Genomic DNA, 19,378 nt, shown 5'->3' with positions numbered 1-19,378 from the left:
TTCGTTCTGGTACCGGAATGGTACACACGTGCAGAGAAACCAACAAATGTCCTATAACGCCGGCTCTCTGTATGTGAGATAATGGAACGAGACAGGATCGAAGCGGCACGCTCGTTCGTTCTTAGTTCCAAATACCGAAAACACGTGCTAAAAGGGCTGGCGAGAGCCAATCTCGCGACTCCGACCGAACTTGCCGAGAATACGGAACTCCAACGCTCACATATCTCCAGGGCGGTTTCGGAGTTACGTGACGAGGACATCGTTGAACTCTACGCACCAGAAGAGCGAACAGTTGGGCGGTACTACGGGCTGACTGACTTCGGTGAGGTGGCGTGGGAGGACATCCGTTCTGACATTTTACATTTGGAGTGGCAGGTCACCAACTCGACGACTGAAACAAGCAGCCGACTCGTCGAAGCAGTAACTCAACTACTCAGAGACAAACTCCGGTTCGTCGGTATGTACGACGGAGATGCGGCCAGGCTCTTGTACGCCGATGATGACGCGCTCGCCGAGTACACAGAACAGGAACTGACAGACGGTGCCCGAGAACTGGCGTTCCAACGCGTTAATCTTGATCTGAATATCCCAAATAAACAGTGCTGGGCACAGGTGTACTTCTTCGACCCGGAAGCACTACTCATTGCCCAAGATTCGGATGGAACCTTGTATTCCGTGAGCTTCGCACCGTACCAAGATGTCGATATCGCTGGCCTTCTGGACACGATCGAGTCGACGGTTCTGCAGACGGGACACGGCGATTGACGTCCGCTCCGCGCACAGACAGCGCAAAACGACAGACCGTTCCTCGCCACCCAACACCGCCCCGCCGAACCGGACGGTGCTGCTGGAAACAACACCGTCGTTACCGTCGCGGGTCGGTGTTCGGGTATGCGCGATACGAACCGCGAGTGGATTTTTGCCGAGCGCCCCGAGGGCGAACCGGACATGGACAGTTTCGAAATCCGCGAGGGCGACCTCCCGGAGCCGCGACACGGGGAGCTCCTCGTGCGCGTGCGATACCTCTCTGTCGACCCGTACATGCGCGGGCGGATGCGGGACGCGGAGTCGTACGCCGAACCGTGGTCGGTCGGCGAGCCGCTGCAGGGCGGCGTCGTCGGCGAAGTCGTCGAAAGCGAGAGCGAGGCGTACGATACCGGCGACCTCGTGACCGGCAACGGGACGTGGGCCGACTACACCGTCCTCGACGCCGACAACGTCGCGCCCGTCGACCCATCCGTCGCGGACCTCCCCGCCTATCTCGGCGTGCTCGGGATGCCCGGCCGGACGGCGTACTTCGGCCTGCTTGAGGTGGGTGACCCCTCGCCCGGCGAGACGGTCGTCGTGTCCGGCGCGGCCGGTGCAGTTGGCTCCGTCGTCGGCCAGATTGCGAAGTTCAACGGTTGTCGCGTTGTCGGCTTCGCCGGCTCCGACGAGAAGGTGTCGTGGCTCACCGACGACCTCGGCTTCGACGCCGCAATCAACTACAAGGCGGTCGACGACTACCGTGCGGCGCTCGACGAGGCCGCGCCCGACGGGGTAGACGTGTACTTCGACAACGTCGGCGGCCCCATCACCGACGCGGTGTTCACGAAGTTGAACCTCGACGCCCGCGTCGCTGTCTGCGGGCAGATTGCTCACTACAACGACGAGGGCGTGCCGACCGGGCCGCGAAAGCTCCCGCAACTCATCGCGCCGCGGGCGAAGGTTCAGGGACTGCTCGTCAGCGACTACGCCACCCGATTCGGCCAGGCCAGCGAGCAACTCGGCTCGTGGGTTGCCTCGGGCGACCTCGAACACCGCGAGACGGTCGTCGACGGCCTGGAGAACGCGCCCGATGCGTTCCTCGGCCTGTTCTCCGGCGACAACATCGGCAAGCAGGTCGTCGGCGTGTCCGAACCGTAACGCACGGCTTCGCCGCCGGGCATCGTCGGGCCGACACCCCCAACTGAGAGTCGATGTCGAACACGCGTCGAGCGGCCGCGCCGGGTGGGACGCGACAGCAGCGGCGGTCAACATCGCGGAACCGAAGTGATTATATTGATTTAGGCTAGCCTAAAAACGAATGTCAAGTGATGGCAACGGACGCGACGCTCCGACGCGGCGAGACTACGTGAAGTACGGTGGCGCAATCATCGGCGGCGGGTTACTTGCCGGCTGTTCGCAGCGCGACTCGACCGCGACGCAGACTGAGACCGGAACGCAGACCGCGACATCGACGGCAACCGAGACGGCCACGCCGGAAGACACGTCGTACACGGTGACGATGGCTCCCGCCGGTGACGTCGAGTTCGACGCCGTTCCGGAGACGTGGATGGCGTACTACAGCAACTACGGCGACATGGGAATCGCCCTCGGCAAACTCGATTCGCTGCAGGCGCTCGTCTACCGCGACGGCTGGCCGCTGCAGTTCTACGACACCCTCCCCGGCGTCGACGTGTCGTTCGACAGCGTTCGTCAGCTCTCGTCGGGGACGTTCGACAAAGAGGTGTTCTACGAACTCGACGCCGACGTGCATCTGCTCGACCCCCACTTCGTCAGCCTGAAACACGACGGCTTTTCGGCCGCGGACTTCGACGAAATCGTATCGAACGTCGGTCCGGTCGTCGGCAACTACATTCGGCGGCACGGCCAGGACTGGCACGACTACGAGTACTACTCGCTGTACGAGGCGTTCGAGAAGGTCGCCGAAGTATTCCAAGAACGAGAGCGCTACGAGGGGATACGGTCGGTCCACGACACGTTCATCGCGGACCTCCAGACGAACCTTCCCCCGGAGCGCGAACGCCCCGAAATCGGCCTCATCTCGTCGTTCTCCGACTTCTCGGAAGGGTCGCTCGACGCGTATCCCATCGGTGCCGGCAACGGGAAAAAGCAGTACCAGGACCTCGGAATCGTCGACGGATTCGGTCCCCACATCGACGGGAGCTACGCGAGTTGGGACTACGAACAGTTGCTCGAAGCCGACCCGGACATCCTGGTCTTCCCGTACGGCTTCGCCAGTCTCTCGCACAGCGAGTTCGAGACGCGGATGGAGCAGCTTCGCGACCACCCACTCGGCCAGCAGCTCACCGCGGTGCAAAACGACCGTCTCTACCGCGGCGGCACGTCGTATCAGGGGCCGATCATCAACCTCATCCAGACCGAAATTGCGGCCAAGCAGTTCTACCCCGAGCAGTTCGGCGCGTGGGATGATATCGAGACGCTTCACGACGAGGACGCACAGCTGTTCGACCACCAGCGCGTCGCTGACATCATCACCGGAGAGGTGTCGTAAACCGACTGTTCGGCTCGTGTCAGTAATCTTTAGCCCGACCTAAACTTCGAAGCATCTATATTGGTTTAGGTGGGCCTAATTCGTATGAAAGAGACCGACGAGAACGCGGGGCCGACGCGGAGAGACTACCTGACGTACGGTGGCGCGCTCCTCGGTGGTGGGGTGCTTGCGGGATGCGCCGGGCAGTCGGGCGACGATGCGACGACGACGGCGACTGAGACCGCCATGGCGACCGAAACCGAGACGGAGGCCACCGAGACGGCGACCGAAACTGCGACGGACGACCCGGGCTACACGGCCGAGTTATCGCCGGTCGGGACGGTCACGCTGGACGAACCGCCGACGAATGTGTTCACCCACTTCCCGTGGTTCCCGGACATGGCGAGCGCGCTCGGGCAGGGCGACACCGTGAACAACCTCTGGTGGGACGGCACCGTCGCGGGCCTCGAATACTTCACCGCCGGCTTCGACGACTTCGAAATCGAGTGGGCCGACGCGGCGGGCGAGTACGGCTTCACGAAAGAGCGGCTGTACGAACTCGACAGCGACCTCCACCTCGTCGACCCCGCGTGGGTGTCCACGCAGGACAACTGGAACCAAGCCGACATCGACGAGGTCGCGGACAACATCGGCCCGTGGTTCGGCAACTACTACAGCAACTTCAACTCCGCGCCCCCGGAGGAGTGGGCCGACGGCTACGAGTACTACGACCTCTGGGACCTGTTCGAGCGCGTCGGGTCGCTGTACGGCGAGCGCGAGCGCTACGAGGCGCTCCAGTCCGTCCGTGACGACCAGCTCACTACCATCGAAGACGGCCTGCCGCCGGAGTCCGAGCGCCCGACCGCCGCGTACCTCTCTATCTCGACTGACCTCTCGAGCATCTACCTCCTTCGCCTGAACGCGCCCGGCTACTGGAACGCCCACACCCGGCCGCTCGGCGCGGTCGACGCCTTCGGCGACGAGGAGTTCACGGGGCCGTTCCAGGAGGTCGACATGGAGGCGCTTCTCGAGGCCGACCCCGACGTGATTCTCGCGCTGTGGACGGTCACCGAGACGTTCGACTTCGACGGGCTGAAACAGAACCTCAAGGACGACCCGGTCGGCCGCGAACTGGCCGCCGTCCAGAACGACCGCGTCTACCCGCAGGGGACCCGGTGGCAGGGGCCGCTGATGAACCTGTTCCAGACCGAGATGACGGCCAAACAGCTGTACCCCGACCAGTTCGGCGACTGGCCGACCTACGAGGACGGCGACGACTACCCCGACTTCGGGGCCGACGAACAGTTGTTCGACCACGGGCGAGTCGAGGAAGTCGTCGCGGGCGAAAACCTGTAGGCGCGTCGCCGGGGTGAGCGCGCAGCGTCACCTCCAACCCACACGACTCACCGCGTCAGTTCGACCTGAATCGATTTCGCGGTGCTGATGACCTGCCCGGTGATGTCCTCTTCGAGATACCGGCCGGTGAGTCGACTCGACGGTCCACAGACCCCGATGGCCGCCGCTGGCGCGCGCTCAGTCAGGGCGATGGACGTTCCCACCCCGATGACCCCCGCAGATTGTTCTTCTCTGCAAAACGAAATCCCGTTCTCGCGAATCGTCCGGAGTTCGCCCCGAAGCACGTTCCGGTCGGTAATCGTCTCAGCCGTCTGTGCATCGAGGCCGTGTTCGTCGAGGATATCGTCGACGCGCTCGCGGCCGAGCGACGCGAGCATGGCCTTGCCGGGGGCCGTGACGTGGAGCGGGATGCGGGTTCCACACGCGTACTCGGGCGTCCAGTCGTTCGGCCCGTGAGCCATGTACGCGCAGATGCCGACGCCGTCTTCCTCGACGAACAGCGTCGAAACCTCGCCGGTGACCCGCGCCAAGTTGTCGAGATGCTGTCTCGCGGCGGTGAACACGCCGAGATGCGACCGGACCTCCTCACCGAGGGCTAACAGCCCCATCGACGCGAGATACTTCCGGTCTCGCTTCGTCACGTAGCCGAGTTCCGAGAGCGTGTTGAGGTGCGTGTGCACGACGCCCTTCGAGAGCCCGACGTCGGCCGCGAGTTCGGTGACGCCGAGCGCCTCGTCTGACGCGACCAGTCGCTCGAGGATGCGAAACGAGTTCATCGTCGCGTCGACCGTCGTTGTCCCCGTCATCTCTGTAGTGCTACGTACTATCACACCTATATAGAATTTGTTTTTCAGAGCAGAACGACGGCCCAGCCCACACACGCTCCAGCACGCGCATAATTGTTAATTATTATAGCTTATACAACAAATGGTCGGCAATAGCTACCTCGTTTTGCTCTGCAGAACAATCTGAATCGGCCGATTTTTGGTAGTATGGCTCTCTAAACGAGCGGCTTCGATTCCGGCCATGGGGTTTTATCAATCAGTTTTTGAACGGATTGTCACGGTCGAACCAATGAAATCTGCCCAACTGACGGATACCCACACGGTAGCGATCACCGACACAGCGAAACCGCGCCCCGACGCGGACGAGGTGCTGGTCGAGATACACGCCTGTGGGGTCTGTACGACCGACCTGCACATGTACCACGGCAACCTCGACGTCGAGTTCCCGACGGTCCCCGGCCACGAGAGCGCGGGCGAAGTCGTCGATGTCGGGTCGGACGTCGACGCCTACGGGGTGGGCGACCGGGTCGCTATCAACCCGTCGGTGCCGTGCCACGAGTGTCGCGCCTGCAAGGCCGGCCGGGAGAACCTCTGTCACGACCTCACTTCGCTCGGCGGGGCAGCGAAACACGTCATCGACGGCGCGTTCGCGGAGTACGCGGCCGTCCCCGTCGGCAACGTCGAATCCATTGGCGACCTCGACTACCGGACGGCCGCGTTCGCCGAACCCCTCGGCTGCGTCATCAACGGCGTCGACCAGGTCGACCTGACGAGCGGCGAGACGGTCGTCGTGGTCGGCGCGGGCTTCATCGGCCTGCTTCTCGTCCAGGCGCTCCGGGCGAGCGGTGCGGGGACTATCGTCGTCTCCGAACCCGTCGACGAGCGTCGAGCGGTGGCGAAGTCGGTCGGTGCCGACCACACCATCGACCCGACCGTCACGGACCCGACGACGGTGATTCCGAACCTCGTCGGCGACGTCGACATCGCGGTCGAGGCCGTCGGCCTCCCCCAGACCATCGCGCAGGCGCAGTCGCTCACCGGGCCGGGTGGCCGGACGCTCATCTTCGGCGTCCCCCCGACCGACGCGACGATCGAACTCTCGCCGTACGAGCTGTTTTTCGAGGAACGCGAGCTCGTTGCGAGCTACTCGCTCACGCCGGACACGTTCGCGCGAGCGGTGCGACTGCTCCAGAACGGCCGTATCGACGTGGACACACTCGTCACCGACGAGTTCGGTCTCGCTGGCCTCGAAACCGCGTTCGACCAGATGGAGGACAACCGCGGGCTGAAGAAGATTATCTACCCGGCCCGGTGACGCGACACGACGCGACTGACCACTCAGACACACCACACACCACAGCACTACCAATGACGAACGACCACAACCGACGACGTTTCATCAAGACGGCAGCAGCAGCGGGTCTCCTCGGCGGCCTCGCCGGCTGTACCCGCGGCGGCGAACAGGCACAGAACAGCGGCGGCTCGACTGACGGCGGAGGGAGCACCGACGGCGACACCTCGACCGAGGCGTCGTCGTCCGAACCCGTCATCCCGCTCAGCGAGTACGACGCCGACATCGACTGGGCGCAGTTCGAGGGCTCCCAAATCAACATCGGTGCCGTCCAGCACCCGTGGGTCTCGGCCATCAAGCCGGCAATCCCCGTCTTCGAGGAACTCACCGGCATCGACGTCGTCTGGAACATCCTCCCCGAAAACCAGTTTCGGACGAAGCGCCAGACCGACGTGAGTACCGGCGCTGGCCAGTTCGACGTCTTCTTCATGGACCAGGTGGTCAACCAGTACCGAAACGAAGGCTGGCTCCAGCCGCTCGACCCCTACTTCGAAGACGAGAGCCTGTACGACGAAGCCTGGTACCAGCCCGACGACCTCTTCGAGGCGTCGCGATGGCAGGCCCACGGCGGCGGCTTCAGCGACGACTGGACCGGCCTGCCCATCACCGTCGAAGTGCAGACCCAGTTCTACCGGACCGACCTCTACGAGAAACACGACCTCGAAGTCGCAGAGACGCTCGAGGAGTTCCGACGGAACGCCCAGACGATCCACGAAAACGAGTCGGACGTCGTCGGTACTGTCGGCCGCGGCCAGAAGGGCTACGGGATGAACATCTACATCCTGAACACGTTCCTCCGCGAGATGGGCTCGTCGCTCTGGACGGAGTTCCCGACTGACTCCGGCCTCGACTCGTCGGGCGTCATCGACGCGGCGACGTGGTACACGAACCTCCTGCGGGACTACGGCGCTGACGGCGCGTCCACGCAGTCGTGGTCCGACGTGCTCTCGACGATGCAGGAGGGCCGCGCGGGTCACATCGTCGCCGACGCGAACCTGTTTTGGCCCGGCCTGACCGGCTCGGAGTCGTCGATTTCCGACACCGTCGGCATCGCGAAGGTTCCGAAGCCGGCCGACGGCGAGTTCGCACCCAACGCGTACAACTGGCAGATTTCGACGTCGAAGAACGCGGCCAACTCGAAACAGGCGTTCCTGTTCATGCTCTGGGCGACCTCGGAACCGACGAACACGTGGATGCACCTCCACAGCGACGCCGCCTTCTCCGTCCGCCAGTCGGTCTGGGAGAACGACGAGTTCCGCTCGCAGGTCGGCGAGGAGTTCGCGCAGGTGACGCTCGAATCGCTCCAGTCGGCGTCTCCGGACCCGTTCGACCGGAAGTACCCCGAATGGGGACAGCGCTACTCCGAGGAACTCCAGCGGGCGCTCGCGGGCCAAAAGTCCGCCGAGGCCGCGATGACGTCGGCCGCGGAGATTGCAGAGGAGATCTACAGCGAGTGACGCTATGAGCACGCAAACACAGACCGAAACGACGACGACGAGCGAGACGGGGGTCGCCAGGCTGCGGGCGCTGTGGAACGACTACCTCCCGTACTGGTTCATCGCACCGATGGTGCTGGTGATGGTGCTTATCACCTTCTTCCCCGGTGCGTACGACCTCTATCTCAGCGTCATCGAAGAGCCCACGTTCAACATCTTCGCGGCCGAGTTCGTCGGCCTGCAGAACTACGAGACGGCGTTCGGCCGCGGCGGCGCGCTGCACTCGTTTGTCATCACGGTGACCGTCGTCGTCAGCGCGCTCGCCCTCGAGAGCGTCCTCGGGTTCGGCCTCGCCGCGCTCGTCGCCGGCGTGGAGTCCGAGCGACTGCAGTCGTTCTATCGAGTGCTGTTTATCATCCCGATGGCCGTCGCGCCCGTCTCGCTTGCGACCATCGGTCGCATCATGCTGAACAGCGAAATCGGGGTCATCCCCTATCTCATCGAGGCGACGACGCCCTTCGCAGCCCCGGCGTTCCTCTCTGAGATTCCGCTGTTGACGGTGGTGCTCCTCGACACGTGGAACTGGACGCCGTTCATGTTCATCATCTTCTACGCCGGCCTCTCGTCGGTGCCCGACACGCTCATCGAGGCGTCGCGCGTCGACGGCGCGCCGCTGTGGCGTCGCTATCTCCACGTCGTCATCCCGTACATGAAGCCCGTGGTGTTCGTCGCCACGCTCATCCGGCTTATCGACCTCTTTCGGACGTTCGGCGTCGTCTACGGCCTGACCCAAGGCGGTCCGGGGACGGCCACCCAACTCGTGAGTATCAACATCTACGAACAGATGTTCATCAACAACTCGCCGGGCGTGGCGGCCGCGATTGCGGTCGTCTATCTCGTCTTCGTCGTCGCCATCGCGAACATCGTCATCGCCAAGGTCGGCTTCGAGGGGGTGTGGGACTGATGGCGTCCCAGAACCAGTCGCAGACGCAGTCCCAGTCCCAGTCCCAGTCGCCCGTCGACACCGGGTCGCAGCGACTCGACAAAGATACCCGAGAGACGCTCGTCAGCGTCGCCCGACACGGCCTCCTCTTGGTGTGGTCGTTCGTCGTGCTGTTCCCGCTGTACTGGCTGGCATCGATGTCGCTGAAGCCGCCGGGCGAAGCGAACGCGTTGCCGCCGGATTGGCTCTTCCTGCCGACGGTGTACAACTACATCCAACTCGCACAGGACGGCGCGTTCCTCGCGGCGTTCGCCAACAGCGTCGTCATGGTGTCGGCGTCGGTCGTGCTCGTGTTGCTCATCGGCGTGCCCGCGGCGTACGTCCTCTCGCGGTACGACATCCCGATGGAGCGGGACGTGCTCGTGTGGATTCTCTCCTCGCGGATGCTCCCGCCCATCGCCGTCGTCATCCCGTTTTTCGTCATCTTCCGGGAACTCAACCTCTTCGACAGCCGCATCGGGATGGTGTTCATGTACGTTAGCATCAACCTCTCGCTCGTCGTGTGGGTGATGAAGGCGTTCTTCGACGGCATTCCCGAGACGCTCGAAGAGGCCGCCCGCGTCGACGGCGCGACCCGGTTCCAAGGCTTCCGCAAGGTCGTCCTCCCGGCGGCGAAGCCGGGCATCTTCTCGGTCGCGATTATCAGCTTCATCTTCGCGTGGATCGAGCTCCTGTTCGGGCTCGTCCTGACGAACTTCAAGGCCGTCCCGGTGACACTGTTCGTCTACTCGTTTATCGGCTCGCGCTCTATCGAGTGGGGGATGCTCGCCGCGGCCTCGATGGCGATGATTCTGCCGGTCGTCGTCTTCCTCATCGCGGTGAACAAGTACCTCGCCGCCGGGCTGAGCTTCGGCGTGGTGATCAAAGAATGACACTGACTTGGCTCTCACACGGCCGACGACCGTCGGCACGACAGCACGCATCGCTCGTGAATCACACCGACACCACCACCATCCATACCCACGCGGCGGGGGCAGACAGCCGCACCACGAACACGGAGACACACTCATGGCCAGTATCACCCTAGACGACGTAACGAAGGAGTTCGGCGACGGTGGCGACGCGGTCGTCGCCGTCGACGACGTATCGCTCGACATCGAAGACGGCGAGTTCGTCGTCTTCGTCGGCCCGTCCGGGAGCGGGAAGTCCACGCTCATGCGGATGGTCGCCGGCCTCGAAACGCAGACCGAGGGCGACGTGTCCATCGGCGACCAAATCGTCAATCAGCTCGGCCCGCGTGCGCGGGACATCGCGATGGTGTTCCAGAACTACGCGCTGTACCCGAACATGACCGTCGAGGAGAACATGTCGTTCGGGCTCAAGATGTCGACCGACCTCTCGGCCGACGAAATCGAAGCGACGGTGACCGAGACGGCCGAGATGATGGGTATCGAGTCGCTGTTGGACAACACGCCCGGCGAACTCTCGGGCGGCCAGCAACAGCGCGTCGCGCTCGGTCGCGCCATCGTCCGCGACCCGAACGTGTTCCTGATGGACGAGCCGCTGTCGAACCTCGACGCGAAGCTCCGGACGACGATGCGCACCGAAATCAATCGCCTCCAGAACGACCTCGGCGTGACGACGCTGTACGTCACGCACGACCAGACGGAGGCGATGACGATGGGCGACCGCCTCGTCGTCCTCAACTACGGCGAACTCCAGCAGGTCGGCACGCCGCTGGAGTGTTTCTACCGCCCGGCAAACCGGTTCGTCGCCGGCTTCATCGGGTCGCCGTCGATGAATTTCTTCGAGGGCGAGGTCGCAGACGGCACGCTCGTCGCCGACGGCTTCGAGTACGACCTCTCGGAACGCATGCGGGCGAACGTCGGCGACCGGACCGCGGTGACTCTGGGCGCGCGCCCGGAAGACTACACCCTCTCCGAAGCGCCCACGGACAACGGCTTCGAGGTCGTCGTCGATGTCGTCGAACCGATGGGCAGCGTCTCGTACGTGTACGTCCGGTCGGTCGCGGCGTCTCACGACGAGACGTTCGTCGTCGAAGTCGACGGACAACAACCCATCAGCGAAGGCGAACGGTTGTACGCGCACGCCCCGGCGACGGACGTCCACCTGTTCGACACCCAGACCGGCGAGACGATTCACCAACGAGAACTCACCGACGACGCGAAAAGTGCGCTCTCGGACCCGCTTACGAACGCGAACGCGGAGGCGGACTGACCACGCTCGCCCCGATATCGACCAGCCTCACGCTCACGGCCCCGCCGTCAATCGGACACTCCTCCCTTCAATTGAAGTAGCTTCTCCGGGTTGTGCGACCATGCACATCACGGACTACGAACTGTTTGCGGTGCCTCCGCGGTGGCTCCTGCTCAAATTAGAGACGAGCGACGGCCTCGTCGGCTGGGGTGAGCCCATCGTGCAGGGTCGCCTTCGGACGGTCCGGGCCGCGGTGGAGGAACTCGTGGAGGTGTACCTGTTGGGCGAAGACCCGCTTCGGACCGAGTATCATTGGCGAAAGCTGTACCAAAGCGGGTACTATCGCGGTGGGCCGGTCCTCATGAGCGCGCTGTCCGGCATCGACCACGCGCTGTGGGATATCAAGGGCAAGCACTACGACGCACCGGTGTACGACCTCCTCGGCGGCCACGTCCGCGACCGGATGCCCGTCCACCAGTGGGTCGGCGGCGAGACGCCGGAAGAAGTCGCCAAAGAGGCGATTCAGCGGCGCGACCAGGGGTACACGGCGCTCAAGATGAACGCGACCAACGAGTTCGGCCCGCTGGAGCCGCCGGCCGCCGTCGAGACCGCCCGCAAGCGCGTCGCCGCCGTTCGGGAGGCGCTTGGCGACGACCTCAACCTCGGCGTCGACTTCCACGGGCGCGTCTCGAAGTCAATGGCCTCGCAGTTGGTCGAGGCGCTCGAACCCTACGGCCTGATGTTCATCGACCAGCCCGTCCGCCCCGAGCACTCCGAGGCGCTCGCCGCCCTCGCCGAGGGGACGACCACCCCGCTCGCGACCGGCGAGCGATTCTACTCTCGCTACGATTTCAAGCCGCTGTTGACCGAGGGGTCGGTGTCGGTGCTCCAGCCGGACGTCACCCACGTCGGCGGCATCACCGAACTCCGGAAGGTGATGACGATGGCCGAGGCGTTCGACGTGTCCGTCGTCCCACATTGTCCGTTGAGCCCGGTCGCCTTCGCGGCGAACCTCCAAGCCGGCTTCGCCTCCCACAGCGCGGTGATGCAGGAACAGGACCTCGGCCTCCACGACCCATCCGAGAGCGTCGGCCTCGCGTATCTCGACGACCCCCACCAGTTCGACTTCGACGACGGCTTCGTCAAGCGACCGACCGGCCCGGGACTGGGTATCGACGTGGACGAGGCGTACGTCCGCGAGCGCTCCCAAGGCGAGGTCAACTGGTACAACCCCGTCTGGCATCACGACGACGGCCGACTCGCCGAGTGGTGAGCGGGTGTCGACTGACTGTTTGTGGACCTGGCCGTCTACATTCGTATCGAAACCTACTGAGACACGGCTATAGGGACAGCAATCGTCTAGAAACACTTTTGAGAATAAGGTTAGCTAGGCAACATGAGTGGTATGTTTCAACAACCCGACCCTCACGTAGACTGGACCGTGGTTGGCCTCCGAACACCTGCTAGTGACACCGACACCGGGAGCGATGAGTGAACCGGCGTCGTTCGTCGAGCAGACGAAAGTCCACCTGCGAAAAGCGCTCGAAACAGACGATCCCGTCGAGAAGGACTTCCACCTTCGGAATGCGCTGCAACTCTGTGCGTGCGACGGCGTGACCGACCAGTCGGACTAGCACCGTCGATTGACGCCGTTCTCTCCTCTCGAGGATTACAATCTCCTAGCGATGGGCCACCCGTGACAGCGACGCGTCCCGTTTGGTCTCGGTCAGCGTCATCACACCGGGCGGAGCAACTCGATGGTGGTCACTTCGCGTGAACTGGGACGCCGCCCAGCCGAGTTCGTGTTCGCGGTCAATCAGTATGCAGACGATTATCGTATCCTGCATAGGACCTCCGAGGGAGTGTTCCCCCGACGCACTCGCCCGGGCAGACAGTTCGATTAGGCTATGTATGTTCTGTGTGATGATCTGAATATAACCTGTTGTCCAACATATTTCCGATCGAGGGCCGTCGATGTCTTCTCCTCGTATAATGAAACAAAATTCTACAATCCACGGTAGAAAAATCTGACTATCGAATTCTGTGGGAAATTTTATTGGGTTACTGTGGTTGATGGGTTTGAATTCACCACCACCAAGTCGATTTACTCAGTTATTGAGAATGTATCTCGACTTGAGTAGTCGACACCACAGTCTGGGTTCCCCGGAACTCACCGCACGCCGAGTCGGCGCGCGGCCGTCGCCGACAGATACACGCCGTTGGTGCCGACCGAGACGGGTTCGTCGGTCACCCGCGAGACGAGCGCCGCGAGTTCACGACGAAACGCATCGTTTCGCTGTTCGAGCAGCGGGGTCGTCGCCTTCCCGTCGAGTTCGGTCCCCCGACTGTCGACGTACACCTCGACGAAATCGACCTGTATCGACAGCGGCGCGTCGTCGAGGTACGCGGGAAGCGAAAGCGCCTCCAGTTGGGCTTTCGGACCGACCGGCGCGCCGGCCGCGGCGAGCACGCGACCCAACACTGCGGCGTCGCGTCGCGGGACGAGTTCAGTCGCACGTCGCTCGTCGTCGGTGTGAATCGTCCGGTGGCCCGTACCAAGTGTCGTGAGCGCGTCGGCGACGGTGTCGCGGGTCGCCTCGTCGACGACGAACGACGGCCGGTAGTTCTCCAGGGCGATGCTCCCCGTCGCGAACACCGCGGCGACGAGTCGATTGAGCGCGCGGGCGGCCGGCTGGCGGAGTGAGTCGGGGACCCACCCGCGTTCGATGGCCGTGTTCAGCCCGCGGACCACGTCCGGGACGCTTCCGTCCATCCACTCGCGGACGCGACTCCGCGGGAGACCCAGCGCGGTGCTGACCGCGGTCGACCCCTTGTTGGGGTTGGCCGCGGCGTAGTCCAACGTCTCACGATACTGCAGTACGTACTCCCACGGGTCGGCGACCGGCGTTGCGTACGTCCGCGCGACTGCTGGCTCCGTCGCAAGCGGCATGAGAGTCCGGACGTGTTGCTCAGAGATAACTATCGCGATTCGATACATTCAGGACGAGCGTGATAATCGCGACTCGTTAACGCGGTTCTGCTGGGTTGGTTCGATGGGTTCTCCCACGAATTGTCTGTCTTTGTGATTATACCATGCTATGAGAAAGTCACTCAATCTATCTTTATTAGCATGCCCAACATATGTTTGGTTGTAAGCCCACAGGGGTCGCGGGCATGCAACAGGTACCATCATCTGTTCGCTGCATGCGACACGCGTCGACTACGCGTCGATGGCAATCTGCTCGGGCATAGGAGATACACAATGCAACTTACACACCTCTTCAAAGACGACTCCGCTGTTTCGCCGGTTATCGGCGTGATTCTGATGGTCGCGATTACCGTCATCCTCGCGGCCGTCATCGGGACGTTCGTCCTCGGCCTCGGCGACCAAGTCGGCGACACCGCCCCGCAGGCGAGTTTTAGCTTCGATTACGACAACGCCCAGTACGATCTCGTCGTCACTCACGAGAGCGGGGAAGCGATTGATGACGCAAGGCTCTCTGTCGCTGGTGACGCACTGAACACCACTCAAACCACGACTCCCTGGACTACTACTGTCACTGCGGGTACGCCAGTCACCCTCGAAGTGAAAGATACTCTCACTGGTGGCGAAACCGTCCGCGTTGTCTGGACCTCGGAATCCGGGTCTAACTCTGCGACCCTGCAGAAGTGGACCTACAACGGCTAAACGACCTTTCAGATTTTTCGTGAGCGCATCAGACCCAGAGAGAATTCACCGTGCCGTCACGCACAGCCGCAGACACACCTCACAGATACCACAAGGAAGCGAACGTCACCGATTCAGCCGAACGACATCATCACACTCGGGACAGTCCGCGAACAGGCCAGTCTCGTCGTCTTCCGTCTCGAACTCGATTAGCACGTGATACTCGTGAAGCTCCGTCTCGCAGTCCGGACAACGGCCAATCGTCGTTGACTCGTCGATCATAGGGTGGCTGAGAGCGTGTGTCGTACGCGCGTGCTCCTAGCCTTGACTACCAGAAGCACGAGTATATCGATTGGGATTGCACCAACCCGTGTTCGCACGAGATCGACGCCGACTGCGATACAATGCGGTCGTCGTCGACACGCACGCCAACCACCGAGTGGAGACCGCGGGAACCAATCCACGTCTGCAAGCGTCCCGTGTTGGTGACCCACCGACCGCTGTGGTGGTCACGCAGGGACTCAGTCGTCGTTCGATGTTGGGTGCCGAGCTGACAACTTACTCCTCCCCCAATAATGGTGTATGTTATTATGGGACAAAATAGTTGGTATTCTAACTGTTCTCGTCGCCAACTTGTGAAACAAACATATGGTCGTTACACTATTGCGTCGTCACGTCGACGCTCGACGCCGGCGTCGTCGATAGACGCTCACGAGCCAGATGGCCACGGCACCGGCGAACAGCAGATACTGGAACTGCAGTTGCGGGCTGTCGAAGCCGGCGTTGAGAATCCGCGCCCACGGGGCGATGTCGTCGCTCGGGTACTGGAGGCCGGGCACGACGGGCCACAACAGAAAGCCGAGTTCGCGCCACTCCTGGCGGAAGACGAGGAGATACGAGTCGCCAAGGATGTGTGATGCGATTGCGACCGCGAGGACGCGCGCTTCGGTGCCGTAGCCCTTGTGTGTGAGATACCGGACACCAAGGAAGACGACCGGGGTGAGTATTAGGAGTGAATGCGCGAGCGACCGCCCGTTCGGGAGCACGCCCGCGTAGGCCAGCGGCTTGTCGATAATGTCCGGCAGTTGCGTCCCTATGGCGAGGAGCGCGAGCGTCAGGCCGTGAGGGTATCGGAACTTCCCGTGGGGGTACTGGAACTCCCAGTCACGCACGCGAGCGAAGGCCACGACGGAGAGATAGCCGAGTGCGAGGTGGCCAAGGGGATACACACGCCGATGGAGGCACGTCCCACCCATAAACTCACTCATCGAAATTGTTTTCGCATATATATTATCAATATTATATTCTGTCTACACAGAGTGCTCAGACGATAAACTCTTTACGAGGCTCTCCGAGTCAACACAATAGAAACCGTTCGTCGAGTGCACCGAACACTGCACAGTGATTCGGCGGTGCCTCACAACAGGTGGTCAACCTCTATGGGAACGTCAAGCGCACACAACGAACCCCAGCGTGCAAAACAGCTGGGTAATGGAACGAGCGAAACGTCAGCATCGGATATCCAACTCAGTGGTGATGAGTTGCTGTTGTCCGCAGACAGCGACATCACGCCGACGCTCTCGGTCGTGATGCCCACCCTCAACGAAGAAGGTGGCATCGCCCAGTGTATCGAGTGGGTCAAAGCCGCCCTCGAGGACATGCAGATCTACGGCGAGGTCGTCGTCGCCGACAGTTCGGACGACCGCACGCCCGAGATTGCGGCAGAGAATGGTGCGGTCGTCATCGAACCCGACGGCAAGGGCTACGGGTACGCCTACCTGTACGCCTTCGAGCGCGTCCGCGGCCAGTACATCGCCATGGGCGACGCTGACTGTACCTACGACTTCAAGGAGCTGCCGAAGCTCCTGAACATGGTTCGCTCCGGTGATGCGGATATGGCCATGGGCTCGCGGCTTGAAGGTGAGATCTTGCCCGGGTCGATGCCACCGCTGCACGAACACGTCGGCAACCCGCTGTTGACGAAGTTCTTGAACGTGTTCTACGGCGCTGGCGTGAGTGACGCGCACAGTGGGATGCGCGTGTTCACGCGTGATGCCTGGGAGACCATGGAGTGTTCGTCGACGGGCATGGAGTTCGCCAGCGAAATGATTATGGAGGCCGGGGCGAAGGACCTCGAGATCGAAGAGAAGCCGATTACCTACCATCCCCGTGAGGGTGAGGCCAACCTCGAGAGCTTCCCCGATGGCTGGCGACACGTTCGGTTTATGCTCGTGAATGCGCCCGGCTACCTGTTCTCTGCACCTGGGTTCGGGTTGTCTGTGGTTGGTGTGCTGGCGCTGGTGATGGCGTGGAGTGGTGTGGAGCTTGGCGGCGCGCAGTTCGGCATTCACACCGGGATTGGTGGTGGGTTGTTGACGCTCGCTGGCTTCCAGTTGATGCTGTTCGGGGCGTTCTCGACGGTGTCTTCGGATCCGGTTCGTGGTGCGTCGGATCCGTTTACGACGTGGTTCACGAAGCGGATTTCGCTTGAGAGAGGGGCGACGATCGGCTCGCTCGTGTTCCTTGCTGGGCTCGCCTACGGTGGCTACCTGGCCTTTACGTGGGTGACGAGCGGGTTCAGTGCGCTGCCTATCGCGGTTGCCGACGTGGTTGCGACCGTGGCCGTGGTGGTCGGGTTGCAGATGGTGTTCGGGTCGTTCCTGTTGGGTTCGCTCGACGAGTAGTCCTATTCGAAGTATTTATTCGGTGGTATCACAGTACCAGCAGATAGGAACTAACGCAATCAGGGTACATGTTAGACGGCAATAAATACTCAAAAGCCTCACTTGGATGTTTGAATACTTGAAAATACGATCAGCTAAAGAATATATAAATAGTGACTGACATTTCTGATTCACTAAGCTCAATCGCTGGAAGTGCTGCGCTGATGATGGTTGGTTCGCTAATTGGCAGGTCATTAGGGTTGGTTGCTGAGACTCTATTGGCCAGAGAGTTAGGACCAGAAGTCTACGGTAGTGTGGCGCTTGCTTACACAATTGTGTCAACCTCTGGGAACATATTACTTTTAGGGGTTCATGATGGAGTTACGAGGTTCTCTTCGACAGCTAGTAGAAAATCTTCACGTTGGGAAATGGTTTTAGCAGGTAGTATAACCGCCGCTACAGCCGGATCGATAGGGATGCTGTTGATTTGGTTTTTCTCGGGATCCCTCACTCAGATTATGTCCCTCCCTGATTTAAATAGAAGTCTAATACTCATTTCACCATATTTAGTGGTGTTTCCCCTGTCTAAAGTTACAATTGGAATCCTTCGTGCCGGAGAACAGAGTTTAGCAACAGTCTTGTCTCGGTCCATCGCCGCCCGAGTGGGTGGGTTAGCAATCTTAGGTGGTTTTGTTCACCTTGGTGTATCTGAAAAGACTGCGATAGTGTACTGGATTTCAATTCCATCAATAATTGTGGCGTTTGGTTGGTTCTTTATTCACAGATCTGGTTTTCTCAGCAAGGATTCGTTTTCTGTCCCTTCCAAATCCGAATTTATCCGTCTATTGGGTTTTTCTTGGCCTCTTGCCCTTAGTTCGATTATCTTTTTGTTTCTATCCCAATTAGATGTTCTAATGATTGGTTACTTTTTAGACGCAGGGAATGTTGGGAATTATAGAGCAATCCAACCATTAAGACAAGCAACGACTGTTGTTCTTTCATCTTTTGGCTTCTTGTTCTTGCCACTAGCAACGAGAGCATTCGAGCAGGGTAACCAGACTGAGTTAGACCAATTATTCACAACAATTACAAAGTGGTCGGTTATACTCACACTACCAGTTGTGTTAGTTTTTGTTTTCGAATCAGATAGAATTGTGAATTTCCTCTTCGGTCCAGCTTATGAAAGTGCAGCACTCCCACTTGCTATTCTCTGTGGAGGTTTGTTTGTCCGATCACTTACGGGTCCTAATGGCGATATGGTACAAGCAATAAAAAATACCCGAATTGAATTCGTTTCTGGAATTGGTGGTGTGGTTGCAAATTTCACTCTCAACTTAATATTCATCCCAGCCTATGGAATTGCTGGTGCAGCACTCGCAACTGTGGCAGGATATACTGTATATAATGTCATTGAGCTGTATTTAATATACGAGAGAGTTGGTGTGACTCCGTTTTCCTCTAATATTGTTAAACCAATATTATTGAGCACCGTGTTAACGTATTTTATTCATAATCAAATTAATTTATCAAAGCCAATTATATCTATAATTACTATGGCAGCTATGACGACATTATTGGTCCTTTCTTCGGTGATTCTTACAAATAGTATTGAAGATACGGATATGGTTCTCTTGGACAAATTTGAGAAAAAGGTTGGAAGAGACCTCCGATTCACACGGAAAGTTTTAGAATATGGTCGCTAAG

At 60.7% G+C, this 19,378-nt stretch carries 17 protein-coding genes; 14 read left to right on the top strand and 3 right to left on the bottom strand.

The window, feature by feature from the left end; all coding sequences use genetic code 11:
* Nucleotides 1-81 precede the first annotated feature (81 nt).
* From C5B90_RS12305 to C5B90_RS12290, 4 genes are all read left to right on the top strand, one after another.
* Entirely contained in the window at nucleotides 82-765 is a 684-nt protein-coding gene (locus tag C5B90_RS12305) for a winged helix-turn-helix domain-containing protein (protein WP_115881821.1), read from the top strand.
* Nucleotides 766-891: 126 nt separating this feature from the next.
* Entirely contained in the window at nucleotides 892-1,905 is a 1,014-nt protein-coding gene (locus C5B90_RS12300) for an NADP-dependent oxidoreductase (protein ID WP_115881819.1), read from the top strand.
* A gap of 160 nt (nucleotides 1,906-2,065) precedes the next feature.
* Entirely contained in the window at nucleotides 2,066-3,277 is a 1,212-nt protein-coding gene (locus C5B90_RS12295) for an ABC transporter substrate-binding protein (RefSeq protein ID WP_115881817.1), read from the top strand.
* Nucleotides 3,278-3,361: 84 nt separating this feature from the next.
* On the top strand, nucleotides 3,362-4,612 hold the full coding sequence (locus C5B90_RS12290; protein WP_115881815.1) for an ABC transporter substrate-binding protein: 1,251 nt from the start codon (nucleotides 3,362-3,364) through the stop codon (nucleotides 4,610-4,612).
* 47 nt (nucleotides 4,613-4,659) lie between these two features.
* Here the strand turns inward: C5B90_RS12290 and C5B90_RS12285 are convergent, their stop codons facing one another.
* Complete coding sequence (locus C5B90_RS12285; protein ID WP_115881813.1) at nucleotides 4,660-5,418, bottom strand: IclR family transcriptional regulator; 759 nt, start codon at nucleotides 5,416-5,418, stop codon at nucleotides 4,660-4,662.
* A gap of 268 nt (nucleotides 5,419-5,686) precedes the next feature.
* Between C5B90_RS12285 and C5B90_RS12280 the strand changes: the two genes are divergently transcribed.
* From C5B90_RS12280 to C5B90_RS20850, 7 genes are all read left to right on the top strand, one after another.
* The gene (locus C5B90_RS12280; protein WP_115881811.1) at nucleotides 5,687-6,712 is read left to right on the top strand and encodes a zinc-dependent alcohol dehydrogenase family protein; all 1,026 of its coding nucleotides are present in this window, start codon (nucleotides 5,687-5,689) and stop codon (nucleotides 6,710-6,712) included.
* A gap of 53 nt (nucleotides 6,713-6,765) precedes the next feature.
* The gene (locus C5B90_RS12275; RefSeq protein WP_115881809.1) at nucleotides 6,766-8,205 is read left to right on the top strand and encodes an extracellular solute-binding protein; all 1,440 of its coding nucleotides are present in this window, start codon (nucleotides 6,766-6,768) and stop codon (nucleotides 8,203-8,205) included.
* A gap of 4 nt (nucleotides 8,206-8,209) precedes the next feature.
* Nucleotides 8,210-9,148 carry a carbohydrate ABC transporter permease gene (locus C5B90_RS12270; protein ID WP_115881807.1) on the top strand — a complete coding sequence of 313 codons (939 nt, stop codon included), beginning with the start codon at nucleotides 8,210-8,212 and terminating at the stop codon, nucleotides 9,146-9,148.
* A complete protein-coding gene (locus tag C5B90_RS12265) occupies nucleotides 9,148-10,059 on the top strand; it encodes a carbohydrate ABC transporter permease (RefSeq protein WP_115881805.1) in 912 nt (303 codons plus the stop codon). Before C5B90_RS12270 ends, C5B90_RS12265 begins: the two co-directional genes overlap by 1 nt.
* A gap of 136 nt (nucleotides 10,060-10,195) precedes the next feature.
* Nucleotides 10,196-11,365 (top strand): ABC transporter ATP-binding protein, encoded by a 1,170-nt coding sequence (locus C5B90_RS12260; RefSeq protein ID WP_115881803.1) that lies wholly within the window; start codon nucleotides 10,196-10,198, stop codon nucleotides 11,363-11,365.
* A gap of 100 nt (nucleotides 11,366-11,465) precedes the next feature.
* Nucleotides 11,466-12,617 carry a galactonate dehydratase gene (dgoD, locus tag C5B90_RS12255; RefSeq protein WP_115881801.1) on the top strand — a complete coding sequence of 384 codons (1,152 nt, stop codon included), beginning with the start codon at nucleotides 11,466-11,468 and terminating at the stop codon, nucleotides 12,615-12,617.
* 214 nt (nucleotides 12,618-12,831) lie between these two features.
* Complete coding sequence (locus C5B90_RS20850; RefSeq protein ID WP_199517486.1) at nucleotides 12,832-12,978, top strand: hypothetical protein; 147 nt, start codon at nucleotides 12,832-12,834, stop codon at nucleotides 12,976-12,978.
* Nucleotides 12,979-13,514: 536 nt separating this feature from the next.
* Here C5B90_RS20850 and C5B90_RS12250 read toward each other — a convergent pair.
* Nucleotides 13,515-14,294 (bottom strand): hypothetical protein, encoded by a 780-nt coding sequence (locus C5B90_RS12250; protein ID WP_115881799.1) that lies wholly within the window; start codon nucleotides 14,292-14,294, stop codon nucleotides 13,515-13,517.
* Nucleotides 14,295-14,606: 312 nt separating this feature from the next.
* Between C5B90_RS12250 and C5B90_RS12245 the strand changes: the two genes are divergently transcribed.
* The gene (locus C5B90_RS12245; RefSeq protein WP_115881797.1) at nucleotides 14,607-15,032 is read left to right on the top strand and encodes a type IV pilin; all 426 of its coding nucleotides are present in this window, start codon (nucleotides 14,607-14,609) and stop codon (nucleotides 15,030-15,032) included.
* Between the two features lie 650 nt (nucleotides 15,033-15,682).
* On the opposite strand, the gene C5B90_RS12240 is transcribed toward C5B90_RS12245, so the two are convergent.
* Nucleotides 15,683-16,240 carry a metal-dependent hydrolase gene (locus C5B90_RS12240; RefSeq protein ID WP_115881795.1) on the bottom strand — a complete coding sequence of 186 codons (558 nt, stop codon included), beginning with the start codon at nucleotides 16,238-16,240 and terminating at the stop codon, nucleotides 15,683-15,685.
* Nucleotides 16,241-16,450: 210 nt separating this feature from the next.
* Between C5B90_RS12240 and C5B90_RS12235 the strand changes: the two genes are divergently transcribed.
* On the top strand, nucleotides 16,451-17,695 hold the full coding sequence (locus C5B90_RS12235; protein WP_115881793.1) for a glycosyltransferase family 2 protein: 1,245 nt from the start codon (nucleotides 16,451-16,453) through the stop codon (nucleotides 17,693-17,695).
* Nucleotides 17,696-17,847: 152 nt separating this feature from the next.
* Nucleotides 17,848-19,377 (top strand): flippase, encoded by a 1,530-nt coding sequence (locus C5B90_RS12230; protein WP_148708214.1) that lies wholly within the window; start codon nucleotides 17,848-17,850, stop codon nucleotides 19,375-19,377.
* The last annotated feature ends 1 nt before the right edge of the window (nucleotide 19,378 follow it).

The organism is Haloferax sp. Atlit-12N (assembly GCF_003383095.1).
Classification (GTDB): Archaea; Halobacteriota; Halobacteria; order Halobacteriales; family Haloferacaceae; genus Haloferax.
This window is presented reverse-complemented; position numbering and strand designations above follow the sequence as displayed.